Below are 24,127 nucleotides of genomic sequence, written 5' to 3'. Positions count from 1 at the left end.
CTTAAACGTCTGCAACGCTTACGCGCAGCAGTAAAACGGACTCTGGGTCCATAACGGGTAACTGGATGCCTACGCGTTCTAGAGAGGCTCCGTTAAGCTGAATTTTCTGTTGCCACCAAGCAGGCTTTTGTTGCATTAAGTGGCTTGGCATTGGACTGTGCGCAATCACTTCAACGCGATATAAACTCAAAGCTTCAAGTGCAGGTAAGCGAAGACGATCTGGGTGTACGCGTTTTGGCATAGCAAGCTGACTGTAAATGGCCAAACCTTCGGTTTTTTCATCGTTTAGATACCATTGAGTCTGAGCGCATCCATCAACACTCGGCAGACGATATAAATTGGCCGAGTGCATTAACTCTCGATGTGCTTTGTAGCACTCAATCCAGTCGGCGATATTGGATTTTTGCTCATCGGTCGCTTGCAATAAATTCCACTCAATGCCCAAATGCCCTTGAATGGCCGTTCCTGCTCGAAAGACCACATCGTGAATTCGACTAGTGGTATGGCTCTTATCTGGACCAATGTGAGCGCCCATAACTTCAGGAGGAAAGAAGTAACTAAAGCCACGCTGGATCGTTTGACGTTCCAATGCATCGTTACAGTCGGAGGTCCAAAAACGTTTCGTGTAATTCAAAATACCAAAATCCACGCGCGCGCCGCCGGATGCACAGCTTTCTATTTCGAGCTCAGGAAACGCATCATTTAATTCGCCAAGCAAGCGATACAAAGCCGTCACTTGAGCCAACGCCTGAGGGTGAATATCACCCGATGGCGAGACGTAATCGCGGTTCATATCCCACTTGATATAATCAATGTCATAATGATTTAGCAGGTCAAAAAGTCGACCACGAATGGCAACATAGGCATCGGGATTCGCAAGGTTTAATACCAGTTGATTTCGAAATAACAGATGCTCTTTCGCTGGCAATTCTAATACCCAATCAGGGTGCGCTCGATAAAGAGCGGAATCTGGATTCACCATTTCAGGTTCGACCCAAAGTCCAAACTCCATACCGAGAGATTTTACGTGATCAATAAGGGGAGTAAGGCCATTAGGGTATTTTTGCTCATCAACGTACCAATCTCCAAGCGCCGATGTATCATCGTTACGCCCTTTGAACCAGCCATCGTCTAAAATATACCGCTCAACACCCACTTCTGCCGCACGACTCGCTAACAAGCACAATTGTTCGAGATCATGATCAAAATAGAAGGCTTCCCAAGTATTAATGTGAACGGGTCGTGGCTTCGTTAATTTCGTTCGCGCTCGTGCTTCTCGATGAAATTGCTGGCTCACTCCATTTAAACCCTGACAAGAATGCGCGATCAATAACTCCGGCGTTTTGGTCGATTCTCCGGTATGCAAGACCTCTTCGCCGGGCAAGTACAATGCACCCGCTTGAAGGTATCGCTCTCCAGTCATCGCTACATCCGCTCGTAAGCTGTGATTTCCACTCCAAGCAAGATGAGCACCGACCACTTCACCCGTTTGCTCAGAAAAATTCGACTCGCCAAGCACCACTCCGGGAAAGTTTTCATGCCCAGATCTGCCATATCGACTTTCCTGAATCCATGTATCATTCCACTGTGAGGTTTGGTGTTGAAACTCCTGACACCAACGCCCGTAGAAGCTCATTTTTTGGGTGAAATTACTGAGACACGGAAAGGTCGAAGCCAAGCGCACGACTTGAACCGGTTCCCTACCCGTATTTATCAGCTCTAATGACAAGCCAAGAACGCCGCTTTCTTTAATACCAATCTGAAAAATCAGCTCCAGTTCAGCATGACGATCTTCTAGGCGAATCGCAAAGCCAGCCACATTTTCATTTACCGTATGAACTTCCCACGCTAACGACCACGCTGCCAATTCATTGGAAAAGACTTCAACGCCTGGCGTGGCCATCCAACCACGCCCTGCTTCCGGGATCAGGCTCAGGCGATAGGGTTCGTTTAAACTTGAATTTGGCAAGGCGGAAGATAAAACAAGGTAAACGCTTTCTATATTGGTATGCGCAGGCAGCTCTTCGCCAAAGTACAGTAACTCCGGAGCACCTTGATCAGGCAACGCTAAAATTAACGTTTTTCCTGCGCAATCTTGTCGAACATAATTCATTGTATTTAAAGCTCTACTCACGTCTGGAACCTTTCCTTTAGCCTTTCGTTGCGCCGAGAGTTAGGCCCGCAATAAAGTGCCTTTGCATTGCAAAGAACAATATAACCGGCGGCAATGCTGCAATAATCGACCCCGCTGCAATCAACTGCCAAGACGCCAACCACTGCCCCTTCAAGGCACTTATTCCCGCCGTGATCGGACGCACCTCGTCACTCTGAACAAGCACTAAAGCCCAGAAATAATCGTTCCAGATAAACGTAAATATGAGCACAGCAAGCGCCGCTAACGCTGGGCGAATCAACGGCAATACAACGTGAATAAAGATCTTCCATTCACTGACACCTTCAACCCGAGCGGCTTCTATCAACTCATCGGGCAAGCCAATAATAAAATTGCGCATAAACAAGGTACAAAAGCCCGTCTGAAATGCGACATGGAACAAGATCAAACCCGTTGCCGTATCGTACATTCCCATAGAGATAGTAAGATCGCGCACTGGAATCATCAGAATCTGAAATGGGACAAAGTTACCAGCAATAAAAGCCGCAAATAACGCGACGTTGCCCTTAAACGGAAACTTAGCCAAGGCGTAACCGGCTAGCGTCGACAAGGCTACAGAACCCAACACCGCAGGCAGAGTAATCACCAAAGAATTTAGGAGGTACTGCAACATAGGTGTTTGCGTAAACACCATGGTGTAGTTTTCAATCAACATCCACTCTGAAGGGATACCCCAATAATTACCGGCATTAATATCGGCGACAGAACGCGCAGATGTCATCATTACCGCGATCAAAGGCAGCAACCATAGAACCAAGGCTATCCAAACCGCAACGCGATAACTGATGTTAAAAGGTAACGAACGTTTTTCGACAGGTGTTGGAAACATTAGGCTTTCTCACTCTTCAACATACGCCATAGGAAGTACGCAATATAGACATCCATTATTAGGAACAAGACCGTAGCAATAGCGGCACCGTAGCCTGCTCGGTAGTTAAAGATGGATTGCTCGTACATGAAGTAAGCCAGAACAGTTGAAGAACCAAATGGGCCGCCGCTTGTCATGGTGGCAACAAGGTCAAAACTTCGCAGCGCTCCAATTACAGTAACCACAACAGCGATAAACGTAGCGGGTCGTAACTGAGGCAAAATGACATACCAAAGCATACGCCAACCATACGCTCCGTCTAAACGAGCCGCTTCGATCTGATCTGGACTTAGGTTGTTCAAACCTGTGAGGTACAAAATCATGCAATACGCGACCTGAGGCCAAAGCCCTGCCACGATAATGCCAAACGTAACCCAATCTTCGTCTGACAATACGGCGACAGGCTCGACCCCAAAAAAGCCTAAGACGTTATTGAAAATGCCGTAAGAAGGGTCGTAAAACCATGAAAACACCAGACCTACAACGACCTGTGAGATAACAAAAGGGAAGAAAAACAGAGATTTAACTAGACGAATGCCTAGAATTTTTTGATTCAGAAATAATGCGACGGCCAAACCAAGAGGCGGTGCCAGCATAAAAAATACTAACCAGTAGATATTGTTTTTCAACGCAATCCAAAACTGATAGTCCGTAAAAAGCTCCTCATAGTTGGCGAGGCCCACAAAGGTCTTTTCACCCAAGCCATCCCACTCGAAGAAGCTCAACCATATACTTTGAGCTATCGGAAAAATCACGTAAACAGCAAAAAGGATTACAGCCGGAAGTAGAAACACAATCGGCATCCATTGTTGCTGTTTACTACGCAACGTTTGCATTGCAGTCATACCTCTTATTCTTATCTTATTAGTCTTGACAGATTTAAATCTTCGACAAATAATGGAACAGAGTTTCGTTTTTTGCAATACTTAATAAATCGAAGATAAAAAATTAACCAGAAGAATCCAAAACTGCGATAATGGTCAATAAACTGAATATCATTCAGAATTAAAAATGAAACAACTCTTGCGAGAATTTACGAGTGACCACTAAAAACACCAACAACAGCTCTTCTTTAGGGCGGGCGCTGAGTTTATTAAACGAAGTATGCTGCAGCCCGGTTCCATTGCGTTTCGCAGACCTCGTTGAACGCGTTGAGCTACCAAAAGCGACCGTTCACAGAATACTCAATACCTTAATTGAACAAGGTATGGTGCGTTTTGATGAGGGCAGCCAAGTTTATCACGCAGGTTATGGTCTTCTGGAACTGGCCCATCAAGCATGGTCCAAAATTGATGTTCGAGACATCGCAGCAGAACAGATGCGTGAACTTTGGACAGAAACGGGCGAAACCATTCACCTCGCCGTACTGGATCGCGGCGACGTAATCTATATAGACAAGCTAGAAAGCCCCAAAAGTTTACGTTTGTACTCGTCAGTGGGTAAAAAAGGCCCGGGGTATTGTACTGGCGTAGGCAAAGCGTTAATGGCGTATTTATCAGAAGAAACGTTACAGGAAGCCATTTCAGCGCAGTCATTTCAGAAGCACACAGAAACAACGATTCTAAATGAACAAGCACTTCGCTCTGCACTGAAGCAAGTACGCAAAACCAAAGTTGCACTGGATCTTGAAGAACACGAGGAAGGCATTCAATGCGCAGCTTCCGTCATTTTCAACTACCGAAACGAGGCCGTCGCTGCCATCAGCATTACGGCACCGAAATTCCGCGTTGACGATGAAAAATTTAAGCATTTCCAAGAGCGAGTGAAAGACGCTTGCACGGAAGTTTCAACCAGAATGGGGGCGATGGCCTCCACATAATACTCAGGATCTTTACACTATGGCGACTATAAAATTAACAAACGTCATCAAACGCTTTCAGGAAACTGAGACGATTCACGGCGTAAACCTAGACCTAGAAGACGGTGAATTTGTCGTCTTCGTTGGGCCATCAGGTTGTGGTAAATCCACACTTTTACGCTTAATTGCAGGCCTTGAAGACATTACCGACGGTGAGTTACACATCGACGGAAAAATCATGAATTCCGTTGCGCCTGCTGAACGAGGCGTCGCCATGGTGTTTCAATCCTACGCGCTTTATCCTCACATGACGGTAAAAGACAACATGAGTTTTGGGTTACGAATGACAGGTTCAGACCCAGAGTACATTGAATCTCGCGTTCAAGAAGCCGCCGAAATTTTACATCTTGATAAACTGCTCGATCGTAAGCCCAAAGCGCTTTCAGGCGGTCAGCGTCAGCGTGTTGCCATCGGCCGCGCTATCGTAAGGGAGCCGAAAGTGTTCTTATTCGATGAGCCACTTTCAAACCTTGATGCCGAATTGCGCGTTGATATGCGAGTACAAATAGCTAAGCTGCATAACCAGCTTAAATCAACCATGGTCTATGTAACGCACGATCAGGTTGAGGCCATGACACTTGCCGATAAGATTGTGGTATTGCGTGATGGCAACATCGAACAAGTTGGCTCTCCGATGGCGCTTTACCACAACCCAGCTAACGAGTTTGTCGCAGGCTTTATCGGCTCCCCTAAAATGAACTTCTTAAAGGGAAAAATCACCCACGTAATTGACGGTAAAGCGACGATTTCAGTAAGTGGGCAAAGTATTACGCTGCACATTAAAGATCAAAATCAAGTCATTGAAGGTGACACTGTATCACTCGGTATTCGCCCAGAGCATTTAGCGGAATTTAACAGCGAATCAGACATCAAACTCAATGTGAACATTGATGTTGCGGAACACCTTGGCGGCACTAGTTTTCTTTATGCCACATGCGGCGACGAAAGCCTGACCATCGAAGTGTCAGGGCAAAATATGAGCCGCTCTGGAGAGCTGTTAGAAATCGGGGCTAAACTATCAGATTGCTATTTGTTTGACAGCAAGGGGAACTCATTGATCACACGTCCAGTTCCGACGCGTTAACCCTAACGGATACCAATCCTATTGAAGCATTAACATGCAGCCGCCGCTCTAAATCGTAGCGGCTGCTACGGATGTTTCGATTTCCACGCAGACATATCGATTAAAAAGATCAGTACACATCCATCCGCCACTCAACAATATGGCAGTATTCTTCATTGGCTTTTAAAAAAGGTGACGGAAAATTTGGCTGGTTGACGCTATTAGGGTAATGCTGAGTTTCTAACGCAACACCCGAATACCTTAACGGGCTTTCTTCCTGTGTATCAAACTCATCTATTGGTAATGCGCCATCTAGGTATCCGCCCGTGTATACTTGAAGACCGGGCATATTCGAGAAAACAGACAAGACACGATTTGACTCAGGGTGCCTTAGTACCGCACATGGATATACCTCATTGCCATTCGAATTTTCACCTTTAAGCTGCTGAATACAGAAATTTGTATCGTAGCCTCTGTGTTCCTCACTGAAGACTTCATCAGATGAGTCTAAGCCTCGACTCTTTCTGAAATCAAACTCCGTATTTTCGACACTCTCACAGTGACCTAATGGTATATTGTTAATGTCTGTTGGTGTAAATTTCGAAGCAAAGACTTGCAACTCGTGATCTAAAATAGTGTTAGATCTATCTCCAGACAAATTGAAGTAGGCGTGATTCACTAGATTTAACACACTGCCCTGATCTACCTTCCCTTTCATCTCTATGCGAAGTCCAGTTGTAAGTAAGGTGTATGTCACACAGAGTGTCGCATTACCTGGATAACCGTCGTGCTCTTCGGTACACAGTAACTTAAAAGTAACGCTATTTGCACCCTCATCCGTTTCAAACGCCCAAACGGCTTTATCCACACCACAGTAGCCGCCATGAAGATGGTTTAAACCTTCATTCTGCTCAAGTTGAATATTTTTACCGTTTAGCTCAAACCGCCCGTCGGCAATTCTATTTGCGACTCTCCCGCATGTCGCTCCCTGATAAGACGTGTCTTGTACGTATGTTTCAATATTTGGATAGCCAAGTACGATATTCTGCAAGACCCCTGCTTTATCCGGCGAACTAAAGCTCTGTACGCGTGCGCCGTAGTCACATAAAGACACCGCGACACCACTGGCGAGTTGCAAAGTAATTAAGTGAGTTGACGTGCTCTTTCCAGCAGCATCATTAATTTGACCGAAGGGAGAAACAGTTATCATGGGAAAGTCTACAACAGAAATAATAGTGTACTCATAATAACGCCCCCGAATAGTTATGCCCACTCAAATGCTCATCGACCTCACTTTTCCAGATATCAAAAGCACTTAGAACGCCACGCTCTTATGCAAAAAGGCTAGCACTCAGAAGACACCAGTTCTGTTACTAAAATAGCACTCCCACTCATAATATCATTACGGTTTAATGAAACTGCGTTTCTAATCTATCGCCACCACAAAAACATCCTGGACAGACACAACTTTTTACATAATGACTAAACACGATACAAAAGCAAAAAATCAATAATCGACAATAAAATTAACTCATTGTTTTTTATTATAAAAATAATAAATATCAATTTTTTTGCCATTTCCATGTACAAATAACAACCAAAAACAAAGCAAAAATAGAATACAAAACGACCAACTTTAAGTCATAGTATGATTGTTTTTAATGATACTATGTTTAAAATTCATACAAAGTACGATAACATCCGTTTATACAGATGAGATATATCTGATATGAACTGAGCAAATACTAAACAATGAATAAAAGGAGTCTTATTGTTTAGTTAGAGTCACACACAGCACAAAAAGAAAACGGTCAAACATAGGCAATTACGATCATGAAACTTTCTCGACAAATTAACCTCATTACTGTTGTTTTAGGTGTTGGAGCCATTGCATTTTGCACTCTAATGTTTCAATCCTCTAAACACAATCTGATCGAAGCGAGAAAGCACGAAGCAACAGAGTTGCTGAGATTTGCAACACAGCTAGCAGAACATGAAATAGAGCGTTTTGAGAAAGGAGAGCTTTCAAGACAAGAGGCGGAAAACAACATCGCCAGCACACTAAGCAAGTTCCATAAAGGCGCGTCATTTATTTGGGCAAATGACGGAAATGCCATTGCCAGAGTTCACACGAGAAAGGATGTGATCGGTACATTCCAGTCTTCTTACGCAAAATACATCTCCATCTTAAAAGCAAACCAGTTCCACTTTATCCTAGGCGAAAGCCGCAAACCTGGTTCAAATGATTTGTACGTTAAGTTAAATACCATGACCCTGATTCCAAAATGGGATTGGATGATCGGGTATGGTCTGTATATGGATGAACTCAATGACCAAGCTTGGCGCCTCTCTGCACCCTATTTTGTGTCGTCGATATTCACCTTCCTGCTTATACTTGGCATAGTTTGGGTACTGCTAAAAAAAGTGAAACGATCAGTTGGCGCTGAACCCATCGATTTGAAGCACTACATTCAAGCGATGGAACGCGGCGATCTATCACACACGGTCTCAAACCCTGAAAAAGACAGTGCTTTAAGTGCGCTCATGCTGTTAAACAAAAGCTTGAGCGGCATTTTTTTAGATTTTCTTGTCAAAACCAAAAAACTAAACAGCGACATCAATCAAAGCGAAAAGTGCCTTGAACGACTGTCTAAAAACATCAATTTAAACCAACAACATCACAACAATATTCAAAATCATTTGGCGGAATACAGCACCATTGAAAATGAATATGCTGACATGGTAAGCACGCTAACGCCAGCGACAGTTGAGTTACACGAAAATTCAAAAACATGTTTCATGCTTTCTGAACACAACGAATCCGCATTAAACGACCTTCGAACACTGAATCATGACAATAAACAGCGATCCGATTTCCTAATACGCCTTGCGACAAAACTGTCCGAAACCGTGGAAACGCTAAAATCCTCAAGCTCTTCCTCTGAAAATAGCTCTGAGCAGCTAGGCTTGATCCATCACCTTGAACACCTCATTCAAGAAGAAATTAGCGAACTTAAGGTGCTATCAGGCTCTTTTATTACCGAAGAAGAACACCTTGATGCTGCACTCAATTCCAAACTCACAGCGAAAATCACAGAGGTGTATAAATCTTCCACCAACATAATGGAACTTTGTCACGACTTTTATGCGTTTAAAGCGTCGCTAAAGAAAAATCAAGAAGCTCGATACCAACTTGTAGAACAATTAGAACGAGATTTAACCGACTTAGCGAAAGAGAACGAAAACCTAGTTTGCGTCGTAAAAGGAATGAGCAGTGTGACTCAGAAACTGGAAAACGACATAAATACCTATAAACTATAAAGCGACAACACGAATTATGGGATCGTCTCTTTTGGATTACGTTAAAAGTCAGCTCGTTAAATTCGGAATCTTTCTATCCTACTTGCCGAAGCCTACTTGGTCGTCAACGGCTTTATCCAGTTTAGTGAGCGTTTTTATCATACTTAATGCCGCTCATTTCAATATTATTAGCAATGAAGCCCTATCGTTAAAAAAGTACTCTAACGATGTTGCCAAAAGAAATTTGCAAGTCAGCTTTCAAGCACAGAAAGTATTAACTCTTGGGTCTGAGCTTTCAAATAAAACCTGTGATATCAATACCTTAAGTAAACTTAGGCGAATCGTTTCACGGTATCATTACATTGAAGACATCGGAATTACTGATGGCAACACCGTTCGATGCAGTGCTGCTTGGGGGAAACTCAATACTCCTATTCGATTACCAAAAGCAGATTCAGACAACGCGGACGGGCAAGGCTTAATTTTCTGGCGTTTTTCTGCTTTTCTAACAGGTGAATTTGAAAAACGCACCTTATTTCAAAATAAAAACATCATTGTCTCTTTATCTCCAGCTGCGTATTTAGCCATTAACAGACGCTCAACTAAAACAGGAGCCGTGATGTACAACGACAACACGGGGTTTGTTTATTCCATTCTGGACGACGTGCCGGAGAGTTATATTACGAAGGCAATAAACCATAAACCTTCGTTTTATAGTTGGCTTCCATTTCCAAACTCGTACATTACACATAAGCAATGTGATCATTCAAAGAACCACTGCTCCGTTGTGATGGATAGAAAGCTAGGTCTGTACACAAAACCCTATACCTATCTTGCAACTTTGACTACGTTCGGCATCATCCTTGGTATTAGCATCGCGTTTCTTATTCAATATCGAAAGTTTGCTCCAAAAGCTTTGCTCAACAAATTACGCTTTGCGATTAAACGCGAACTCATTTTTCCGCTTTACCAACCTAAAATTCATTTGGAAACAGGGCGAATAGTAGGTTTTGAGGCTCTCGCTCGGTGGATTGACGATTCCGATGGTTTTATATCTCCAGAAGATTTTATCCCGTTGGCCGAACAACATGGCGATATCAAGAATTTGACCCAATTGATATTTCGTACCGTTTTGCGTGATCTTCACACCATCTTAGAACAAGACCGAGAAATGTCTGTCAATATAAACGTATCCGCATTCGATCTTGCCGACCTCAACTTCTTTGATTTCATATATCGAGAAATGAGCTTGTATGATATTCACAACGACCAAATTGTCTTTGAAGTCACTGAACGAACAGCCATGGATCACAACATCTTAATTAGCTCAGCGAAAAGGCTCGCGCGCGACGGCTACAAACTGTCTCTCGATGATTTCGGTACAGGCTTTTCAAACCTTTCGTGGCTTAGCTCCCTAGAGCCTGATGAAGTTAAAATCGATAAGATGTTCACTCAAGCCATAGGCACTCAGACCGTCAATAAAATAACACTAGACGGCATATTCCAGCTATTAAAAGCGCTCGATACGCGTGCCGTATTTGAAGGTATCGAAACGAAAGAAGAGCTTGAGTACATACTAAGCAAAGCGCCAACTTCCGTCGGGCAAGGATGGTACTACTGTAAGGCAGTAGAGATTTCGAAACTTGAAAAGATGCTGAAAGAGCAGCCCTATTTGACGTACAAAAAAGAAACAAGTGTACAGTAGCAGTCAGTCTATCGATAAACGCGGTCAAACGACTGCTCTGAAACAAACGGCTATTCTAGAAGATTAGAATAGCCGTAAATACAAACATAGAAAACGGTCGATTAACGACGACCTGAAGGTTTGTGCCCTTTTGCAAGCTCACCTGATCGCTGACCGTTATTGTGTCCAGACGGATTTCTGCTTTTCGGCTTTTTAGGTTTCTTAGGCTTTCTAGTCTTGTCTACAATCTTGGTTTGCGCGATTTCCTTCACTGGCTTGAAGCCATCTAGATATTCACGCTCAATGTGAGTCTTAATTAAATTTTCAATGTCAGACAATTGATCCGCTTCGTCTTCACTCACCAACGATACCGCTTCACCTTTTGCACCAGCTCGGCCTGTTCGACCAATTCTATGCACGTAGTCTGCTGGAACGTTAGGCAAATCAAAGTTTACAACGTAAGGAAGCTGATCAATATCAATCCCACGAGCTGCAATATCCGTTGCTACCAACACGCGTATTTCCCCTGATTTAAAACCAGCTAATGCACGAGTTCTTGCGCCTTGGCTTTTGTTACCATGAATTGCCGCGGCTTCGATATCCGCCTTTTGAAACAAGGTAGCTAGACGATTTGCGCCATGTTTTGTGCGAGAAAAAACAAGCACTTGCTTCCAGTCTCGAGATTGAATCAAAAACTTAAGGGCAGCACTTTTTTTCGATTTATCAACCGGGATTAAACTTTGTTTAATGACCTCGACCGTTGTATTCGGTGGGGTAACTGACACCTCAACCGCATCCTTTACCACACTTTGAGCCAGCTCACGAATGTCATCAGAAAACGTCGCCGAGAACAAAAGCGTCTGTCGATCTTTTGGCAATAACTTTAAAATGCGCTTGATATCATGGATGAAGCCCATGTCTAACATGCGATCCGCTTCGTCTAATACAAGCATTTCGAGCTGTTTAAATGAGACAGCATTTTGAGAGAACAAATCTAACAACCTACCTGGCGTCGCAACAAGGACATCAACACCGCGTCGAAGCTTCATCATCTGAGGGTTGATTTTTACTCCCCCAAATACAACTTCCGCACGCAGAGGTAAATTTTGTGAATAAGCAGAAGCGTTTTCGTGTACTTGCGCAGCGAGCTCTCTGGTTGGTGTTAGGATCAGCGCTCTCACTTGGTTGTTTTGCGCTCTCTCGCCCTTAGACAGTAACTCAAGTATCGGCAGAGTAAAACCTGCGGTTTTACCTGTTCCGGTTTGCGCCGCGGCCATGACATCTTTTCCCTCTAATACAGCGGGAATAGCCATCGCTTGTATCGGTGAAGGTTCAGAATATCCTTGGGTTTTAATAGCGTCCAGAATAGGAGCAGATAGCCCCAAAGAAGAAAATGACATGTCGTGGTCTCTGTTCAATAGCAATAGCGCATAAAAGCGGGTTTCAGTTGAAAAAAGAGCATGAGCACACGCCAAATATCAAACTGAAGAAGACGCGAAGAATACAGTAATAGAGCGAGTATCGCGACCGTTAAAACGCCAGATTAACCATTAGAAATAAAAGATCACAAACAATGCTCAATGCGCCGCTATTGATACGTCTCTCTGAGCACATCCAACATCGCCGAAGCGGCAACATTGCCTCTTGGATGATACCCAACAAGCTAATAAAAAGCATGGGCGCGCAATGGATCTCGTAGCCGGTGCAGACAATATTATTGTGACCATGACCCACGCGTCGAAAAGCGGAGAGTCCAAACTCCTCAGCCGTTACAGTTTGCCTCTAACGGGAAAAGGCTGTATTAAAAAAGTACTAACGGATTTAGCGTGGCTTGAAATTGACGACAGCGCGTTTATTCTCAAAGAACGAGCACCCGGTGTAAGCGTAGAAGAAATACAGCAAAAAACTCAGGGAACACTGATTATCCCCGAATACGTTCCTGAAATGGTCTTTGCTTAATTCACCGAATTCCAGCGAAATACGATCATCGGGCACACACAAAACAATTATCATCAGGTATACACACATGAAAGCAGTTATCGTAGCAGCGGCACGCTCACCCATAGGCTCTTTTAATGGGTCATTGTCTTCCTTAAGTGCTGTCGAAATCGGCACTCAGCTTTTATCAGGCATGCTGGGTAAGACACCTACGTTAAAAGAACACATCGATGAAGTCATTCTAGGCCAAGTACTCTGTGCAGGTTGTGGACAAAACCCAGCGAGACAAACTGCATTACATGCGGGGCTAAACCAATCCGTTTCAGCCATGACCATCAATAAAGTCTGTGGCTCTGGTTTAAAAGCCGTTCAACTGGCGGCTCAGTCTGTCCTGAATGGCGATGCAACTATGGTTGTCGCAGGCGGTCAAGAGAGCATGAGTCAAGCCGCGCATGTCTTACCAAAAAGCCGTAATGGTAAAAAGATGGGCGACTGGACGATGCTTGACTCAATGGTCACAGATGGTCTTTGGGACGCGTTCAACGACTACCATATGGGACAAACTGCGGAAAACATCGCATCGAAATGGAATATTTCGCGTGAGGAACAAGATCGCTTTGCCGCACATTCTCAACACAAAGCAGCCAAGGCACGGTCAGCAGGTAAGTTTATTGACGAAATTACGCCAATCACTATACCACAGCGTAAAGGTGAACCCGTCATCGTCACAGAGGACGAACAAATTCGACCGGAATCAAGCGAAGCATCACTCGCAAAATTGCGCGCAGCCTTTGCTAAAGAAGGCAGTGTTACCGCTGGCAATGCTTCCACACTGAATGACGGCGCTGCAATGGTTATCGTAACGACTGACGAAGAAGCCCAGCGACTGGACCTACCCGTTCTAGCCACAATCGAAGCAGCCGCAAGCGCAGGGGTTGCGCCTGAAATTATGGGAACAGGGCCTATTAGTTCAACTAGAAAAGCGCTCAATAAAGTCCAATGGTCGGTCGAAGACCTTGATCTAATCGAAGCCAACGAAGCCTTTGCAGTGCAAGCACTGAGCGTCAATCAGGGGCTTGGATTCAACCCTAATGTTGTCAATGTAAATGGCGGTGCTATTGCTCTAGGCCACCCTATCGGCGCTTCGGGATGCAGGATTTTAGTGTCGTTACTTCACGAAATGGAGAAACAAAACGCTCAAAAAGGTCTGGCGACGCTTTGTGTTGGCGGAGGCATGGGCGTTTCGCTATTGGTTTCTCGATAATCTAGCGCACTCACTCCCACAATAAAAAAAAGCCCCTCTATCATATGATAGAAGGGCTCAACACCACCATGTTATGAAAGCCTGACAACAAGCTTCCATGTCCAGGTTCTTTTCACATCTAAAAATTAGATGTCTAGGTAATCCATGATACCTTCGGCCGCTTTACGACCTTCATCGATAGCGGTTACTACAAGGTCAGAACCACGCACCATATCACCACCAGCAAACACTTTTTCATTACTGGTTTGGAACATGAACTTGTTGTCGCTTGGCGCAACAACGCGACCACGGCCATCAATGTTAATACCGAACTGTTCGAACCAAGGCGCTGGGCTTGGCTGGAAGCCAAAGGCAACCAAAACGATGTCTGCAGGAATAATTTGTTCGCTGCCTTCAACCACTTCTGCGCTGCGACGACCGTTTTCGTCAGGCTCACCCATTTGGGTTTCAACAACCTTGATGCCTTCCACTTTACCGTCACCGACGATTTCGACAGGCTGACGATTAAATAGGAACTGAACACCTTCTTCGCGTGCGTTCTTCACCTCACGGCGAGAACCGGGCATATTTTCTTCATCGCGACGATAAGCACAGGTTACATTTTTTGCACCTTGTCGGATGGAAGTACGGTTACAGTCCATTGCGGTATCACCACCGCCCAGTACGATAACCTGCTTGCCTTTCATGCTAACGTAATCGTCTTCGCTTTCTTCAAAGCCTAGACAGTGGTTAACGTTTGAAATCAAGAAATCGAGGGCATCGTGAACACCTGGAAGATCTTCACCAGGGAAACCGCCCTTCATGTACTTGTACGTTCCCATACCAAGGAAGACAGCATCGTATTCTTCAAGCAAATGCTCGAACGGTACGTCGTCGCCCACACTTGTGCCTAGAACAAACTCAACACCCATCTCTTCGAATACTTCACGACGACGAGTCATTACGGATTTTTCAAGCTTGAACTCAGGAATACCGAATGTCAGTAGACCGCCGATTTCTGGGTTCTTATCAAACACAACAGGTTTCACGCCGTTACGAACCAGAATATCAGCACACGCTAAACCAGCAGGGCCAGCGCCAACAATGGCAACGGTTTTATCAACCGGTACCACATTCGACATATCAGGACGCCAACCTAGAGCAAAAGCCGTATCGGTAATGTATTTTTCAACCGACCCGATAGTTACGGCGCCAAAGCCACCTTCGCCAAGGGTACATGCACCTTCACACAGACGGTCTTGTGGGCAAACACGGCCACATACTTCTGGCAAAGAGTTAGTTTGGTGACTCAACTCCGCCGCTTCCAGTATGTTGCCTTCGCTCACTAGCTTTAACCAGTTTGGAATGTAGTTGTGTACTGGACACTTCCACTCACAATAAGGGTTGCCACATTCTAAACAACGATGTGACTGGTCTTTTGCCTTTTCTTCCTCGAACGGTCTATAGATCTCTACAAACTGTGCTTTACGGGTCAGTAAAGGTTTTTTCTTGGGATCCTGACGATCCACTTCGACAAATTGAAATACGTTATTTAAGCGCTCAGACATAAGCGTTATCTCCTATGGCTGCGTTATTATTCTGGACGTTGACGAGTGTTTGCCAACAAAGCGCCAAGACTGGCTGCTTTAGGCTTAACTAGCCAGAATTTACCAATGTAATCGTAGAAGTTATCTAGGATTTCACGGCCCCAATCACTGTCAGTTTCATTCACATAATCTTGGATTACGCTGCGAAGATGTGAACGATATTCTTCGGTCAATTCTGTTCCCACTCGCTGAATTTCAACCAGTTCGTGGTTATATCTGTCAACGAATGTACGATCTAAATCCAGTACATATGCGAAGCCGCCGGTCATACCTGCGCCGAAGTTATATCCAGTGTTACCCAATACCGTTACCAAACCACCGGTCATGTACTCACAACAGTGATCACCCGCGCCTTCGATAACCGCGTGAACACCAGAGTTACGAACAGCGAATCGCTCGCCTGCCGTACCCGCTGCGTACAACTTACCGCCAGTCGCACCGTAAAGACAGGTGTTACCGATAATGGCAGAATCCTGCGAATTAAAGAGTGAGCCTTTAGGTGGGCGAATAACCAGCTTACCGCCCGTCATGCCTTTACCTACGTAATCGTTCGCATCACCCTCTAGGTACATATTCAAGCCGCCCGCGTTCCAAACACCGAACGACTGACCAGCAGTACCGTGTAGTTTCAAGGTTAGCGGTGCATCAACCATACCCTGATTACCGTAACGCTTCGCAATTTCACCAGATAAACGTGCGCCAATCGAACGGTCACAGTTGGTTACTTTAAATGCAAACTCACCGCCGTCTTTCTCTTCAACCACGTTTTTAACGGCCGTCCACATGATATCAGCGTGTTCGCCTTTATCGTGCGGTGGGTTAAACGGTACTTCACAGTACTGAGGTTTTTCAGCAGGTATTGCATCGTTGTTAAGGATCGGAGAAAGATCCAGATGCGATTGTTTCTCTGTTTCACCCGGCAATAAAGCAAGCAAATCCGTACGGCCAATTAGATCCTGAAGTTTCGCAACACCTAATTTCGCCATCCATTGACGAGTATCTTCAGCCATAAAGCGGAAGAAGTTTTTGATCATTTCAACCGTACCAATGAAATGCTCGTCACGAAGATGTTTATCTTGTGTCGCTACACCCGTTGCACAGTTATTTAAGTGACAGATACGTAGGAACTTACAGCCCATTGCAACCATCGGCGTTGTACCAAAGCCGAAGCTCTCTGCGCCAAGAATGGCCGCTTTTACAACGTCTAAACCTGTTTTCAAGCCACCGTCTGTTTGTAGACGGATTTTGCCACGAAGGTCGTTTGCGCGAAGTGCTTGCTGCGCTTCGGCCAAACCAAGCTCCCATGGAGAACCCGCATGACGGATCGAAGTCATAGGAGACGCCGCAGTACCGCCGTCGTAACCAGAGATTGTGATCAAATCAGCGTACGCTTTAGCAACACCCGCTGCGATCGTACCAACACCCGGTTCAGAAACCAGTTTAACGGAGACCAGTGCGTCTGGGTTTACTTGTTTCAAATCGAAGATAAGCTGAGCCAAATCTTCAATCGAGTAGATATCGTGATGCGGTGGCGGAGAAATCAACGTCACACCCGGCACTGAGTAACGTAAACGAGCAATTAAGTCGTTCACTTTACCGCCCGGTAACTGACCGCCTTCACCCGGTTTCGCGCCCTGAGCCACTTTGATTTGCAAGACTTCAGCATTGACCAAATATTCTGGTGTCACACCAAATCGGCCGGAAGCGATCTGCTTGATCTTAGAACGGCGTTCTGTACCGTGACGAGCAGGATCTTCACCACCCTCACCGGAGTTCGAACGACAGCCCAATTCATTCATCGCTTGTGCTAGAGCTTCGTGCGCTTCTGGAGACAAAGCACCCAACGACATACCTGCTGAATCGAAGCGAGGTAAAATCGTTTCGATGCCTTCAACAGTGTCTAATGAAATTGACGTTGCCTTATCAGACAAACCGAATAAATCACGCAACATAGACGCAGGACGAGTATTCACAAGTTCTGCGTATTGTTGGAAATCAGAAAATTCACCGCTGCCGACTGCTTTTTGCAGATTACGAACCACATCTGGATTAAATGCGTGGTATTCCGCACCGTGAACATACTTAAGGTAGCCGCCTTGAACGATAGGCTTACGCGCTTTCCAAGCCGCGCTTGCTACTTTTTCTTGTTCCGTTTGAAGATCTGCAAAGGTTGCGCCTTGAATACGGCTAGCAACGCCTTTAAAACACACATCTACAACTTCGTTTGCAAGACCAACGGCTTCAAACAATTGTGCACCACGGTAAGATGCAACGGTTGAGATACCCATTTTAGACATGATCTTCATCAAGCCTTTATTGATGCCTTTACGGTACTTACGGTGACACTCGATTGGATCGCCCAATACATCACCTTTATCGATCATATCGTTCATTAAACGATACGATAGGTACGGATAAATCGCCGTAGCACCAAACCCTAATAGAACCGCAAATTGATGCGGATCACGGGCAAAACCTGTATCTGCGATAATGTTCGAATCACAGCGCAAGCCAACAGATGTTAAATGATGGTGAACCGAACCAACCGCCATCGCAGCAGGAATAGGCAAATGGCCTTTTTCAATGTCGCGGTCTGTTAAAACGATAATCACAGCACCGTTACGAACCACTTCTTCTGCGCTCTTCTGAAGATTATGTACCGCTTGTTCTAGCGTTACATCTTCAGGGTTATAGTTTGTGTTCAAACGCACAAGGTGGAATCGATGATCTTCCATTGCCAACAGTCGGCTGTATTTGCGTGGCGACAAGATGGGAGACGACAAAATAATACGGTTAGCGTGCTTAGGTGTTTCTTCGAATAAGTTACGTTCCACACCGATACACGTTTCAAGAGACATAACAACAGACTCTCGAAGCGGATCAATAGGTGGGTTCGTTACCTGAGCAAACTTTTGACGGAAATAATCCGTTACTGGGCGAGTCTGGCTCGACATAACCGCCATCGGCGTGTCATCACCCATAGAGCCCACAGCTTCATGACCACTTTCCGCTAACGGACGGAAAATTTGATCACGCTCTTCAAAAGAGACTTGGAACATTTTCTGATACGTTTGCATTTGCTCAGCAGTAAATGGAACAAACTCCATTTCGTGCTCTTGAAGCAACGACTCAATGCGAATCGCCTCTTGCTTCAACCATTTGCGGTAAGGGTGAGCTGATTTTAGCTTCTCATTGATATCATCAGTGTGAAGTACTTCGCCATTCTGAGTGTCCACAACCAGCATCTGGCCGGGACCTACGCGACCTTTAGAAACAACATCTTCAGGTTTGTAATCGTACGTACCGATTTCAGAAGCAAGCGTAATAAAGCCATTTTTAGTAATAACCCAACGTGCAGGACGAAGACCATTTCGGTCAAGCATACAAATCGCATGACGGCCGTCAGTCATTACAAGACCCGCTGGGCCATCCCATGGATCCATGTGCATAGAGTTGTACTCATAAAAAGCACGCAACTCTGAATCCATGTTTTCAACGTTTTGCCAAGCAGGTGGAATAATCAAACGCGCGGCACGGAAGATATCCATACCACCGGTCACAAGCACTTCCAACATGTTGTCCATGGAAGAAGAGTCAGACCCTGTCAGGTTAACGATAGGTTGCAGATCATTTAGCTCAGGAATAAGAGGAGAGCTTAGTTTTGAAGCACGCGCCAACGCCCAATTACGGTTACCTTCAATCGTATTGATCTCACCGTTGTGTGCAACCATACGGAATGGCTGAGCAAGCGGCCAACGCGGTAACGTATTCGTAGAGAAACGCTGGTGGAAGACACAGATTGCAGTCTGAAGCTTTTCGTTTCCTAAATCTTTATAGAACGAAGGCAAATCTTCCGGCATCATCAATCCTTTGTATGACAAAACGCGGTCAGACAAAGAACAGATGTAAAAGTTTTCGTATTCAGAAAGTGCGATTTCTGTTTTACGACGAGACACGAACAAACGGGTTGCAAAGGTACGAGCATCCATACGGTTGCTGTCGACAAACACCTGTTCAATACGAGGCAAACAATCTAACGCGATGCCACCAAGGCATGCTGAATCCGTTGGAACCTCACGCCAGCCAACCACTTTAAGACCTTCTTTTTCAAGCTCTTGTGTCAGCGTGTCACGTTGCTCTGAAGCAAGTGTTTCATCTTGATCCAAAAACACCATGCCAACACCGTATAGGTCAGACAGGATGTGATTGAAAAGAGACAATGCTTCACTGCGTAAAAATGCATCCGGTTTTTGAATCAAAAGGCCACAACCATCACCGGTTTTGCCATCCGCTGCAATACCACCACGGTGTGTCATGCAAGTTAAAGACTCAATTGCCGTCTTCAATAGCTCATGGCTGGAATTGCCTTCCATATGAGCGATCAGACCAAAGCCACAGTTGTCTTTGAACTCACCAGGACGATAAAGACCTGTATTCATACACCAACTCCCACTGTAAAAACGTAAAATTAGAAATGTGTTTTGTAGTGAAAAAGCAGACTTAAACGTCGCTTTTTCCTTTATTAGGATACTTGTGTGGGCCTACAGAGAGGCTCTAAGTGACGAAATTTACCCACACTTCCCTTATATTGGGCACCATATTAACTCGCCGCCACTCCTCGCTCAAATTTGACATGAGCGATTTCAAGTCAATTTTGACGTAATTCAAACCCAATTCGCGTGTTTTATGTCGGTTAGGGAGAATTATCTGTCGTATGGTTTTTTTTCAACAGAAAGATCCTCTGAACATCGAGGATTTTCAGTAAAATATGGTGTTTTACTTAATTTCCGCTTTTTTTTAGCGCGCCTATTTCACACTTCACCGAGAATTCGATACAAATAACCCAAAAAAGCCTTATAAATCATGCATTTTATCGACATTATATAAAATTTTAATGCTCAAATCTCGACAGCAGCGTCTAAAAATAGCAAGCTGAATGAGACGAACAATTACCTAAGGAAATCATAATGTCTAGCAGAGTCTACTGTGTTGCTCAATTTTCGCCCAAGTCCGGACAGGAGAAAGCACTCTTTAAGGTTTTACAAAGTTTAGAGCCGAATAGTCTTAGAGAAGATGGATGCATCGAATACCGTGTTACTCGACAAATCGCCAGTCCCTATGCAGAAGGCAAAAGCTTCCCCATCGCGTTCCACGAAATCTGGAAAGACATGGCAAGCTTTGAAGCGCACTGCAACCGCAAGGAAATCAGCGACTTTTTCCAAACCTACTGTGAAGCAGAAGACGGCTTAGCACAAGACTGGAATGTCTGCATTTATACCGATGAGCCAGAAGAATTCGACGCACCAGTGTTTGCGTAGTTTTTTTGAGATAAACAAATTAGGGTCAGATGAGCAACAACCCTATTTTCATCTGACCCTAATTTTCATACTAAAACTTGTAACCAAAGTTAGATACGTCTTCATGAAATACGTCCGCAACCAGCTCCTTACCAAAATCAGAGTAATACTCGCTATAATGCAGATGCTTTGAGCCATTTACGTTTTCTTCGAAAGGTTTCATGACATTCACTTTTGACAGAAATTTGGGGATATCCTGAGCATAGTTTTCATATCGGCCAATCTCATCTACAAGTAAATTACCGTCATCATCAACTAATTGCTGCCACTGGCTAAAAACCAATCGATTTCCACGACATCCTCCGATTTTCTGGGTCGACACCGCCTCCAAAAATTCATCAAACTTTCGCCAATGGGGTGAATCCGGTAAGGCATTTAATACGGCGCTATTCAGGTCAAATGATGCATCAGATAAAGCCATCAAAGCGTACCAAGAGACTAGCCTCTCCCAGGGGTTTCGAACCAATGTAAATTTAAAAAAAGTATCGAATTCTTCCCCTAGAATAGCTTTGCCTTCCTTCATAGATAAGTGCTGTAAACGTACCTATTCAACGTCTTTAACATGTCGTTTTATATGTTCGGTCAACGACGTCCCACCAGTTCTTGAAACATGACAAAAAAGAAAACTGTGTTGGCGTGATATGTACATGTTACTTCCTTCGACTTAGGTGCATGTTCGGACAACAAATGCAGACAAAATACGCCACTTATACTTGAGAAAATGATGAATTGAGGCCCTAAATTTAAAAGCTTACTTCATGTTGCCAGTTTTGTGCCCAAGTATAGTTGTGGCCTTCGCCCATGGCTTGCAATGATTCATTTAAGAATTCAATAAAGACTCTCACTCTAGCGGGCATAAACTCCCGTTTGGGGTAAATCACGAAGACTCCGCTGTCAGGGTGCGGCGGTCGAAAATAAGGGTACAAAGAAACAAGTTTTCCCTCTTGTAGCGCTTGTTTGGCAAGGAAGTGAGGTAACTGAGCGACGCCGAATCCATCAATGCACATGTTGGCCATCGTTTCACCATCGTCAGTGATATGATCTCTATGTAACTCATAAGGGAGATACTGCCCGGCTTTATCGGGTAAAAAGATTGGCTGCAACTGCCCAGTCTGCTTGATCCTGAACCCAACCCAACTATGATTGGCGAAATCCTCGGCGCATGCGGGTATACCGCGCTCTTTCAAATAGGATGGGGAGGCACAGGTCAGAAAATCCATCGGGCTGAGCTGTCGTGCTATCAGGCGACTGTCTTTTAGATATCCGGTACGAAGAGCTATGTCGATATCATGGTCTATGATATCGACATGTAGATCGTTGATTTCAAGCTCCAACCGAATATCCGGATAACGCTGACAAAAGGCTTTCAGCATTGGTCGCAAATACAAGTGTCCGTAACAAACCGCAGAACTGATTCTGAGTGTGCCTTTTGGCACTTCGTTTGATTCTCTTAGTTCATCCTCACAAGCACTTAGATCTTGAAACATTTTGCGCACTGTCTGAGCATAGCGTTCGCCAGCCGAGGAGATCCTTAACTGTCGCGTTGAACGTTGAAACAGGGTCAGACCTAACTGAGCTTCCAGACGGCTAATCGCCTTACTGACCGTCGAAGGATCGGTGTTGCAGGATTTTGCAGCAGAAGCAAAACTGCCCCCATCGCAAGTCGCTAAAAAGATCTCCAATGTGCGCAGCTTATCCATCTTGGCTCTGTACTCCTTAAGTGCGAACTACTTACCCCAAAAGATTCATGAACACTATTCACGACTATTTGGAATTCATAGCTATTTTTTAGTGATTATGACCGACATACACTCTCTCCGTCGAGCACAAACCATTAGATTGCCAGAGGATTTATGTTGAAGCACATCTTTGCACAGAGCGTAGTATCGTATTTTCTATTTGCTTTTATCGCCATGGTTGGCACCTCATACATTAACTTTTTACCCAGTGTCGTCAGTGCCCTAGCGGGAGGGATTGGGTTTAGTGACACTCAAGCAGGCGAAATTGTTGCCGCAAACGGCTATGGCGCGCTATTGGGTAGCATCGGTGCCATATTTTTAGTTCGTAAGGTGGAATGGAAACCCGCAATGTATCTCTGTTTGCTCTTGCTGGCGGGTATGGATATGGGTTCAGTGTGGATTGCTGATTTTCAGTTGATGATGGCATGGCGTTTTATCGCAGGGCTATTCGGTGGCTTATGCATGGGAATCGCATTTTCAGTATTGGCCCGTCTCAACAGCCCTGACCGCGCTTTCGGTACCCTGCTATTTATTCAGTTCAGCCTAGGAGCCGTTGTCATTGCTTTATTGCCTTCGTTGCAAGCAGGCATGAATGACTATGCTGTGTTTTACGTGATGGCTTTGCTCGCCTTAATCAGCCTAGTATTTATGTTTGTTGTTCCCAACCTAAATTCTCAACAGAAGTCTGAACAGGCAGTAGCACCCCTTTCTGATAACAAGCAGCACAGATGGCTATTGATGCTGGCTATCATGCTTTACAACTGCGCCGCTAGTGGCATTTGGGCCTATGCAGAGCTCATTGGTCTGAATGCGGGAATGCAGCACTACAATGTCACCACCTACCTTGCCTCAACCAGTTTACTCGGCTTGTTAGGTGCCATCTTACCGATCATTACGGCCAATCAATTTGGCCGCTTGTTCTGGATTATAGGCGGAGGGCTTTTATCCCTTGTTTCATGCTTGATACTGATACCAGCAGAACTCTCAGACACTATGTACATCAGCGCGATGGCTTTGTTGTTCTTTTCATGGACAGCGGTCGTATCTTACATGCTCGCTGTCACCGCCGAACTGGATTGTAGTGGCCAACTCGCCACCATTGCGAGCGTAGTCTCTCTCGCGGGATCGGCTTCTGGGCCAATGGTCGCCGCCAACTTTCTTACAGAAGGGGATTTTTCTCCGATGCTATGGGCCAGTGCAGGCATCTTCCTATCCAGTATTCTGCTGTTAATCAAACCCGTTAGTAATCAGGAAATGGTGCGTAAGCTTTCAGTGGTCGCACAATAAATCTCCTGAT

General features: G+C 44.9%; 16 protein-coding genes and 1 pseudogene. 8 read left to right on the top strand and 9 right to left on the bottom strand.

Annotated elements, in window-relative coordinates:
- Position 1: 1 nt before the first annotated feature.
- From DFP79_RS15620 to DFP79_RS15610, 3 genes are read right to left on the bottom strand one after another with little or no spacing between them, the layout of a single operon-like run.
- On the bottom strand, positions 2–2,134 hold the full coding sequence (locus DFP79_RS15620; RefSeq protein ID WP_243730293.1) for an alpha-galactosidase: 2,133 nt from the start codon (positions 2,132–2,134) through the stop codon (positions 2–4).
- 16 nt (positions 2,135–2,150) lie between these two features.
- Positions 2,151–3,002, bottom strand: a complete 852-nt coding sequence (locus DFP79_RS15615) for a carbohydrate ABC transporter permease (RefSeq protein ID WP_133504882.1) — start codon at positions 3,000–3,002, stop codon at positions 2,151–2,153.
- Complete coding sequence (locus tag DFP79_RS15610; protein WP_243730292.1) at positions 3,002–3,886, bottom strand: carbohydrate ABC transporter permease; 885 nt, start codon at positions 3,884–3,886, stop codon at positions 3,002–3,004. Before DFP79_RS15610 ends, DFP79_RS15615 begins: the two co-directional genes overlap by 1 nt.
- A 194-nt stretch (positions 3,887–4,080) precedes the next feature.
- On the opposite strand from DFP79_RS15610, the gene DFP79_RS15605 reads away from it, so the two are divergent.
- Together DFP79_RS15605 and DFP79_RS15600 are read left to right on the top strand one after the other, a co-directional pair.
- Positions 4,081–4,860 (top strand): IclR family transcriptional regulator, encoded by a 780-nt coding sequence (locus tag DFP79_RS15605; RefSeq protein WP_133504881.1) that lies wholly within the window; start codon positions 4,081–4,083, stop codon positions 4,858–4,860.
- A 19-nt stretch (positions 4,861–4,879) separates the two neighbouring features.
- A complete protein-coding gene (locus DFP79_RS15600; RefSeq protein WP_133504880.1) occupies positions 4,880–5,983 on the top strand; it encodes an ABC transporter ATP-binding protein in 1,104 nt (367 codons plus the stop codon).
- Between the two features lie 109 nt (positions 5,984–6,092).
- Here DFP79_RS15600 and DFP79_RS15595 read toward each other — a convergent pair whose 3' ends face one another.
- Positions 6,093–7,172, bottom strand: coding sequence for an aldose epimerase family protein (locus tag DFP79_RS15595; protein WP_133504879.1), 1,080 nt, complete (start codon positions 7,170–7,172; stop codon positions 6,093–6,095).
- A 623-nt stretch (positions 7,173–7,795) separates the two neighbouring features.
- Here DFP79_RS15595 and DFP79_RS15590 point away from each other — a divergent pair.
- Together DFP79_RS15590 and DFP79_RS15585 are read left to right on the top strand one after the other, a co-directional pair.
- Positions 7,796–9,283 (top strand): cache domain-containing protein, encoded by a 1,488-nt coding sequence (locus tag DFP79_RS15590; protein WP_133504878.1) that lies wholly within the window; start codon positions 7,796–7,798, stop codon positions 9,281–9,283.
- Positions 9,284–9,299: 16 nt separating this feature from the next.
- Positions 9,300–10,967, top strand: coding sequence for an EAL domain-containing protein (locus DFP79_RS15585; RefSeq protein WP_133504877.1), 1,668 nt, complete (start codon positions 9,300–9,302; stop codon positions 10,965–10,967).
- A 101-nt stretch (positions 10,968–11,068) separates the two neighbouring features.
- Here DFP79_RS15585 and DFP79_RS15580 read toward each other — a convergent pair whose 3' ends face one another.
- The gene (locus DFP79_RS15580; RefSeq protein ID WP_133504876.1) at positions 11,069–12,346 is read right to left on the bottom strand and encodes a DEAD/DEAH box helicase; all 1,278 of its coding nucleotides are present in this window, start codon (positions 12,344–12,346) and stop codon (positions 11,069–11,071) included.
- A gap of 227 nt (positions 12,347–12,573) precedes the next feature.
- Between DFP79_RS15580 and DFP79_RS15575 the strand changes: the two are divergent.
- Together DFP79_RS15575 and DFP79_RS15570 are read left to right on the top strand one after the other, a co-directional pair.
- Positions 12,574–12,905, top strand: a pseudogene (locus tag DFP79_RS15575) (CoA-transferase); the annotation flags it as partial.
- Positions 12,906–12,972: 67 nt separating this feature from the next.
- The gene (locus tag DFP79_RS15570) at positions 12,973–14,148 is read left to right on the top strand and encodes an acetyl-CoA C-acetyltransferase (RefSeq protein WP_133504875.1); all 1,176 of its coding nucleotides are present in this window, start codon (positions 12,973–12,975) and stop codon (positions 14,146–14,148) included.
- Positions 14,149–14,273: 125 nt separating this feature from the next.
- On the opposite strand, the gene DFP79_RS15565 is transcribed toward DFP79_RS15570, so the two are convergent.
- Positions 14,274–15,695 (bottom strand): FAD-dependent oxidoreductase, encoded by a 1,422-nt coding sequence (locus DFP79_RS15565; protein ID WP_133504874.1) that lies wholly within the window; start codon positions 15,693–15,695, stop codon positions 14,274–14,276.
- 26 nt (positions 15,696–15,721) lie between these two features.
- On the bottom strand, positions 15,722–20,173 hold the full coding sequence (gene gltB, locus DFP79_RS15560) for a glutamate synthase large subunit (protein WP_133504873.1): 4,452 nt from the start codon (positions 20,171–20,173) through the stop codon (positions 15,722–15,724).
- 528 nt (positions 20,174–20,701) lie between these two features.
- On the opposite strand from gltB, the gene DFP79_RS15555 reads away from it, so the two are divergent.
- Complete coding sequence (locus tag DFP79_RS15555) at positions 20,702–21,052, top strand: putative quinol monooxygenase (RefSeq protein WP_133504872.1); 351 nt, start codon at positions 20,702–20,704, stop codon at positions 21,050–21,052.
- Between the two features lie 70 nt (positions 21,053–21,122).
- Here DFP79_RS15555 and DFP79_RS15550 read toward each other — a convergent pair whose 3' ends face one another.
- Entirely contained in the window at positions 21,123–21,614 is a 492-nt protein-coding gene (locus tag DFP79_RS15550) for a sulfotransferase family 2 domain-containing protein (protein ID WP_133504871.1), read from the bottom strand.
- A 220-nt stretch (positions 21,615–21,834) separates the two neighbouring features.
- On the bottom strand, positions 21,835–22,791 hold the full coding sequence (locus tag DFP79_RS15545) for a LysR family transcriptional regulator (RefSeq protein ID WP_133504870.1): 957 nt from the start codon (positions 22,789–22,791) through the stop codon (positions 21,835–21,837).
- Between the two features lie 153 nt (positions 22,792–22,944).
- Between DFP79_RS15545 and DFP79_RS15540 the strand changes: the two genes are divergently transcribed.
- Positions 22,945–24,117, top strand: a complete 1,173-nt coding sequence (locus DFP79_RS15540; protein ID WP_133504869.1) for an MFS transporter — start codon at positions 22,945–22,947, stop codon at positions 24,115–24,117.
- Positions 24,118–24,127 lie beyond the last annotated feature (10 nt).

Origin of the sequence: Marinomonas balearica, assembly GCF_004362145.1 — a bacterium.
Taxonomy (GTDB): domain Bacteria; phylum Pseudomonadota; class Gammaproteobacteria; order Pseudomonadales; family Marinomonadaceae; genus Marinomonas; species Marinomonas balearica.
This window is presented reverse-complemented; position numbering and strand designations above follow the sequence as displayed.

Excerpts from the sequence above, each read along its gene's own strand:
- DFP79_RS15590 (WP_133504878.1), top strand. The coding sequence starts at position 7,796 with ATGAAACTTTCTCGACAAATTAACCTCATTACTGTTGTTTTAGGTGTT.
- DFP79_RS15600 (WP_133504880.1), top strand. The coding sequence starts at position 4,880 with ATGGCGACTATAAAATTAACAAACGTCATCAAACGCTTTCAGGAAACT.
- DFP79_RS15555 (WP_133504872.1), top strand. The coding sequence starts at position 20,702 with ATGTCTAGCAGAGTCTACTGTGTTGCTCAATTTTCGCCCAAGTCCGGA.
- gltB (WP_133504873.1), bottom strand. The coding sequence starts at position 20,173 with ATGAATACAGGTCTTTATCGTCCTGGTGAGTTCAAAGACAACTGTGGC.
- DFP79_RS15565 (WP_133504874.1), bottom strand. The coding sequence starts at position 15,695 with ATGTCTGAGCGCTTAAATAACGTATTTCAATTTGTCGAAGTGGATCGT.
- DFP79_RS15610 (WP_243730292.1), bottom strand. The coding sequence starts at position 3,886 with ATGACTGCAATGCAAACGTTGCGTAGTAAACAGCAACAATGGATGCCG.
- DFP79_RS15540 (WP_133504869.1), top strand. The coding sequence starts at position 22,945 with ATGTTGAAGCACATCTTTGCACAGAGCGTAGTATCGTATTTTCTATTT.
- DFP79_RS15545 (WP_133504870.1), bottom strand. The coding sequence starts at position 22,791 with ATGGATAAGCTGCGCACATTGGAGATCTTTTTAGCGACTTGCGATGGG.
- DFP79_RS15580 (WP_133504876.1), bottom strand. The coding sequence starts at position 12,346 with ATGTCATTTTCTTCTTTGGGGCTATCTGCTCCTATTCTGGACGCTATT.
- DFP79_RS15595 (WP_133504879.1), bottom strand. The coding sequence starts at position 7,172 with ATGATAACTGTTTCTCCCTTCGGTCAAATTAATGATGCTGCTGGAAAG.
- DFP79_RS15570 (WP_133504875.1), top strand. The coding sequence starts at position 12,973 with ATGAAAGCAGTTATCGTAGCAGCGGCACGCTCACCCATAGGCTCTTTT.
- DFP79_RS15615 (WP_133504882.1), bottom strand. The coding sequence starts at position 3,002 with ATGTTTCCAACACCTGTCGAAAAACGTTCGTTACCTTTTAACATCAGT.
- DFP79_RS15585 (WP_133504877.1), top strand. The coding sequence starts at position 9,300 with ATGGGATCGTCTCTTTTGGATTACGTTAAAAGTCAGCTCGTTAAATTC.
- DFP79_RS15550 (WP_133504871.1), bottom strand. The coding sequence starts at position 21,614 with ATGAAGGAAGGCAAAGCTATTCTAGGGGAAGAATTCGATACTTTTTTT.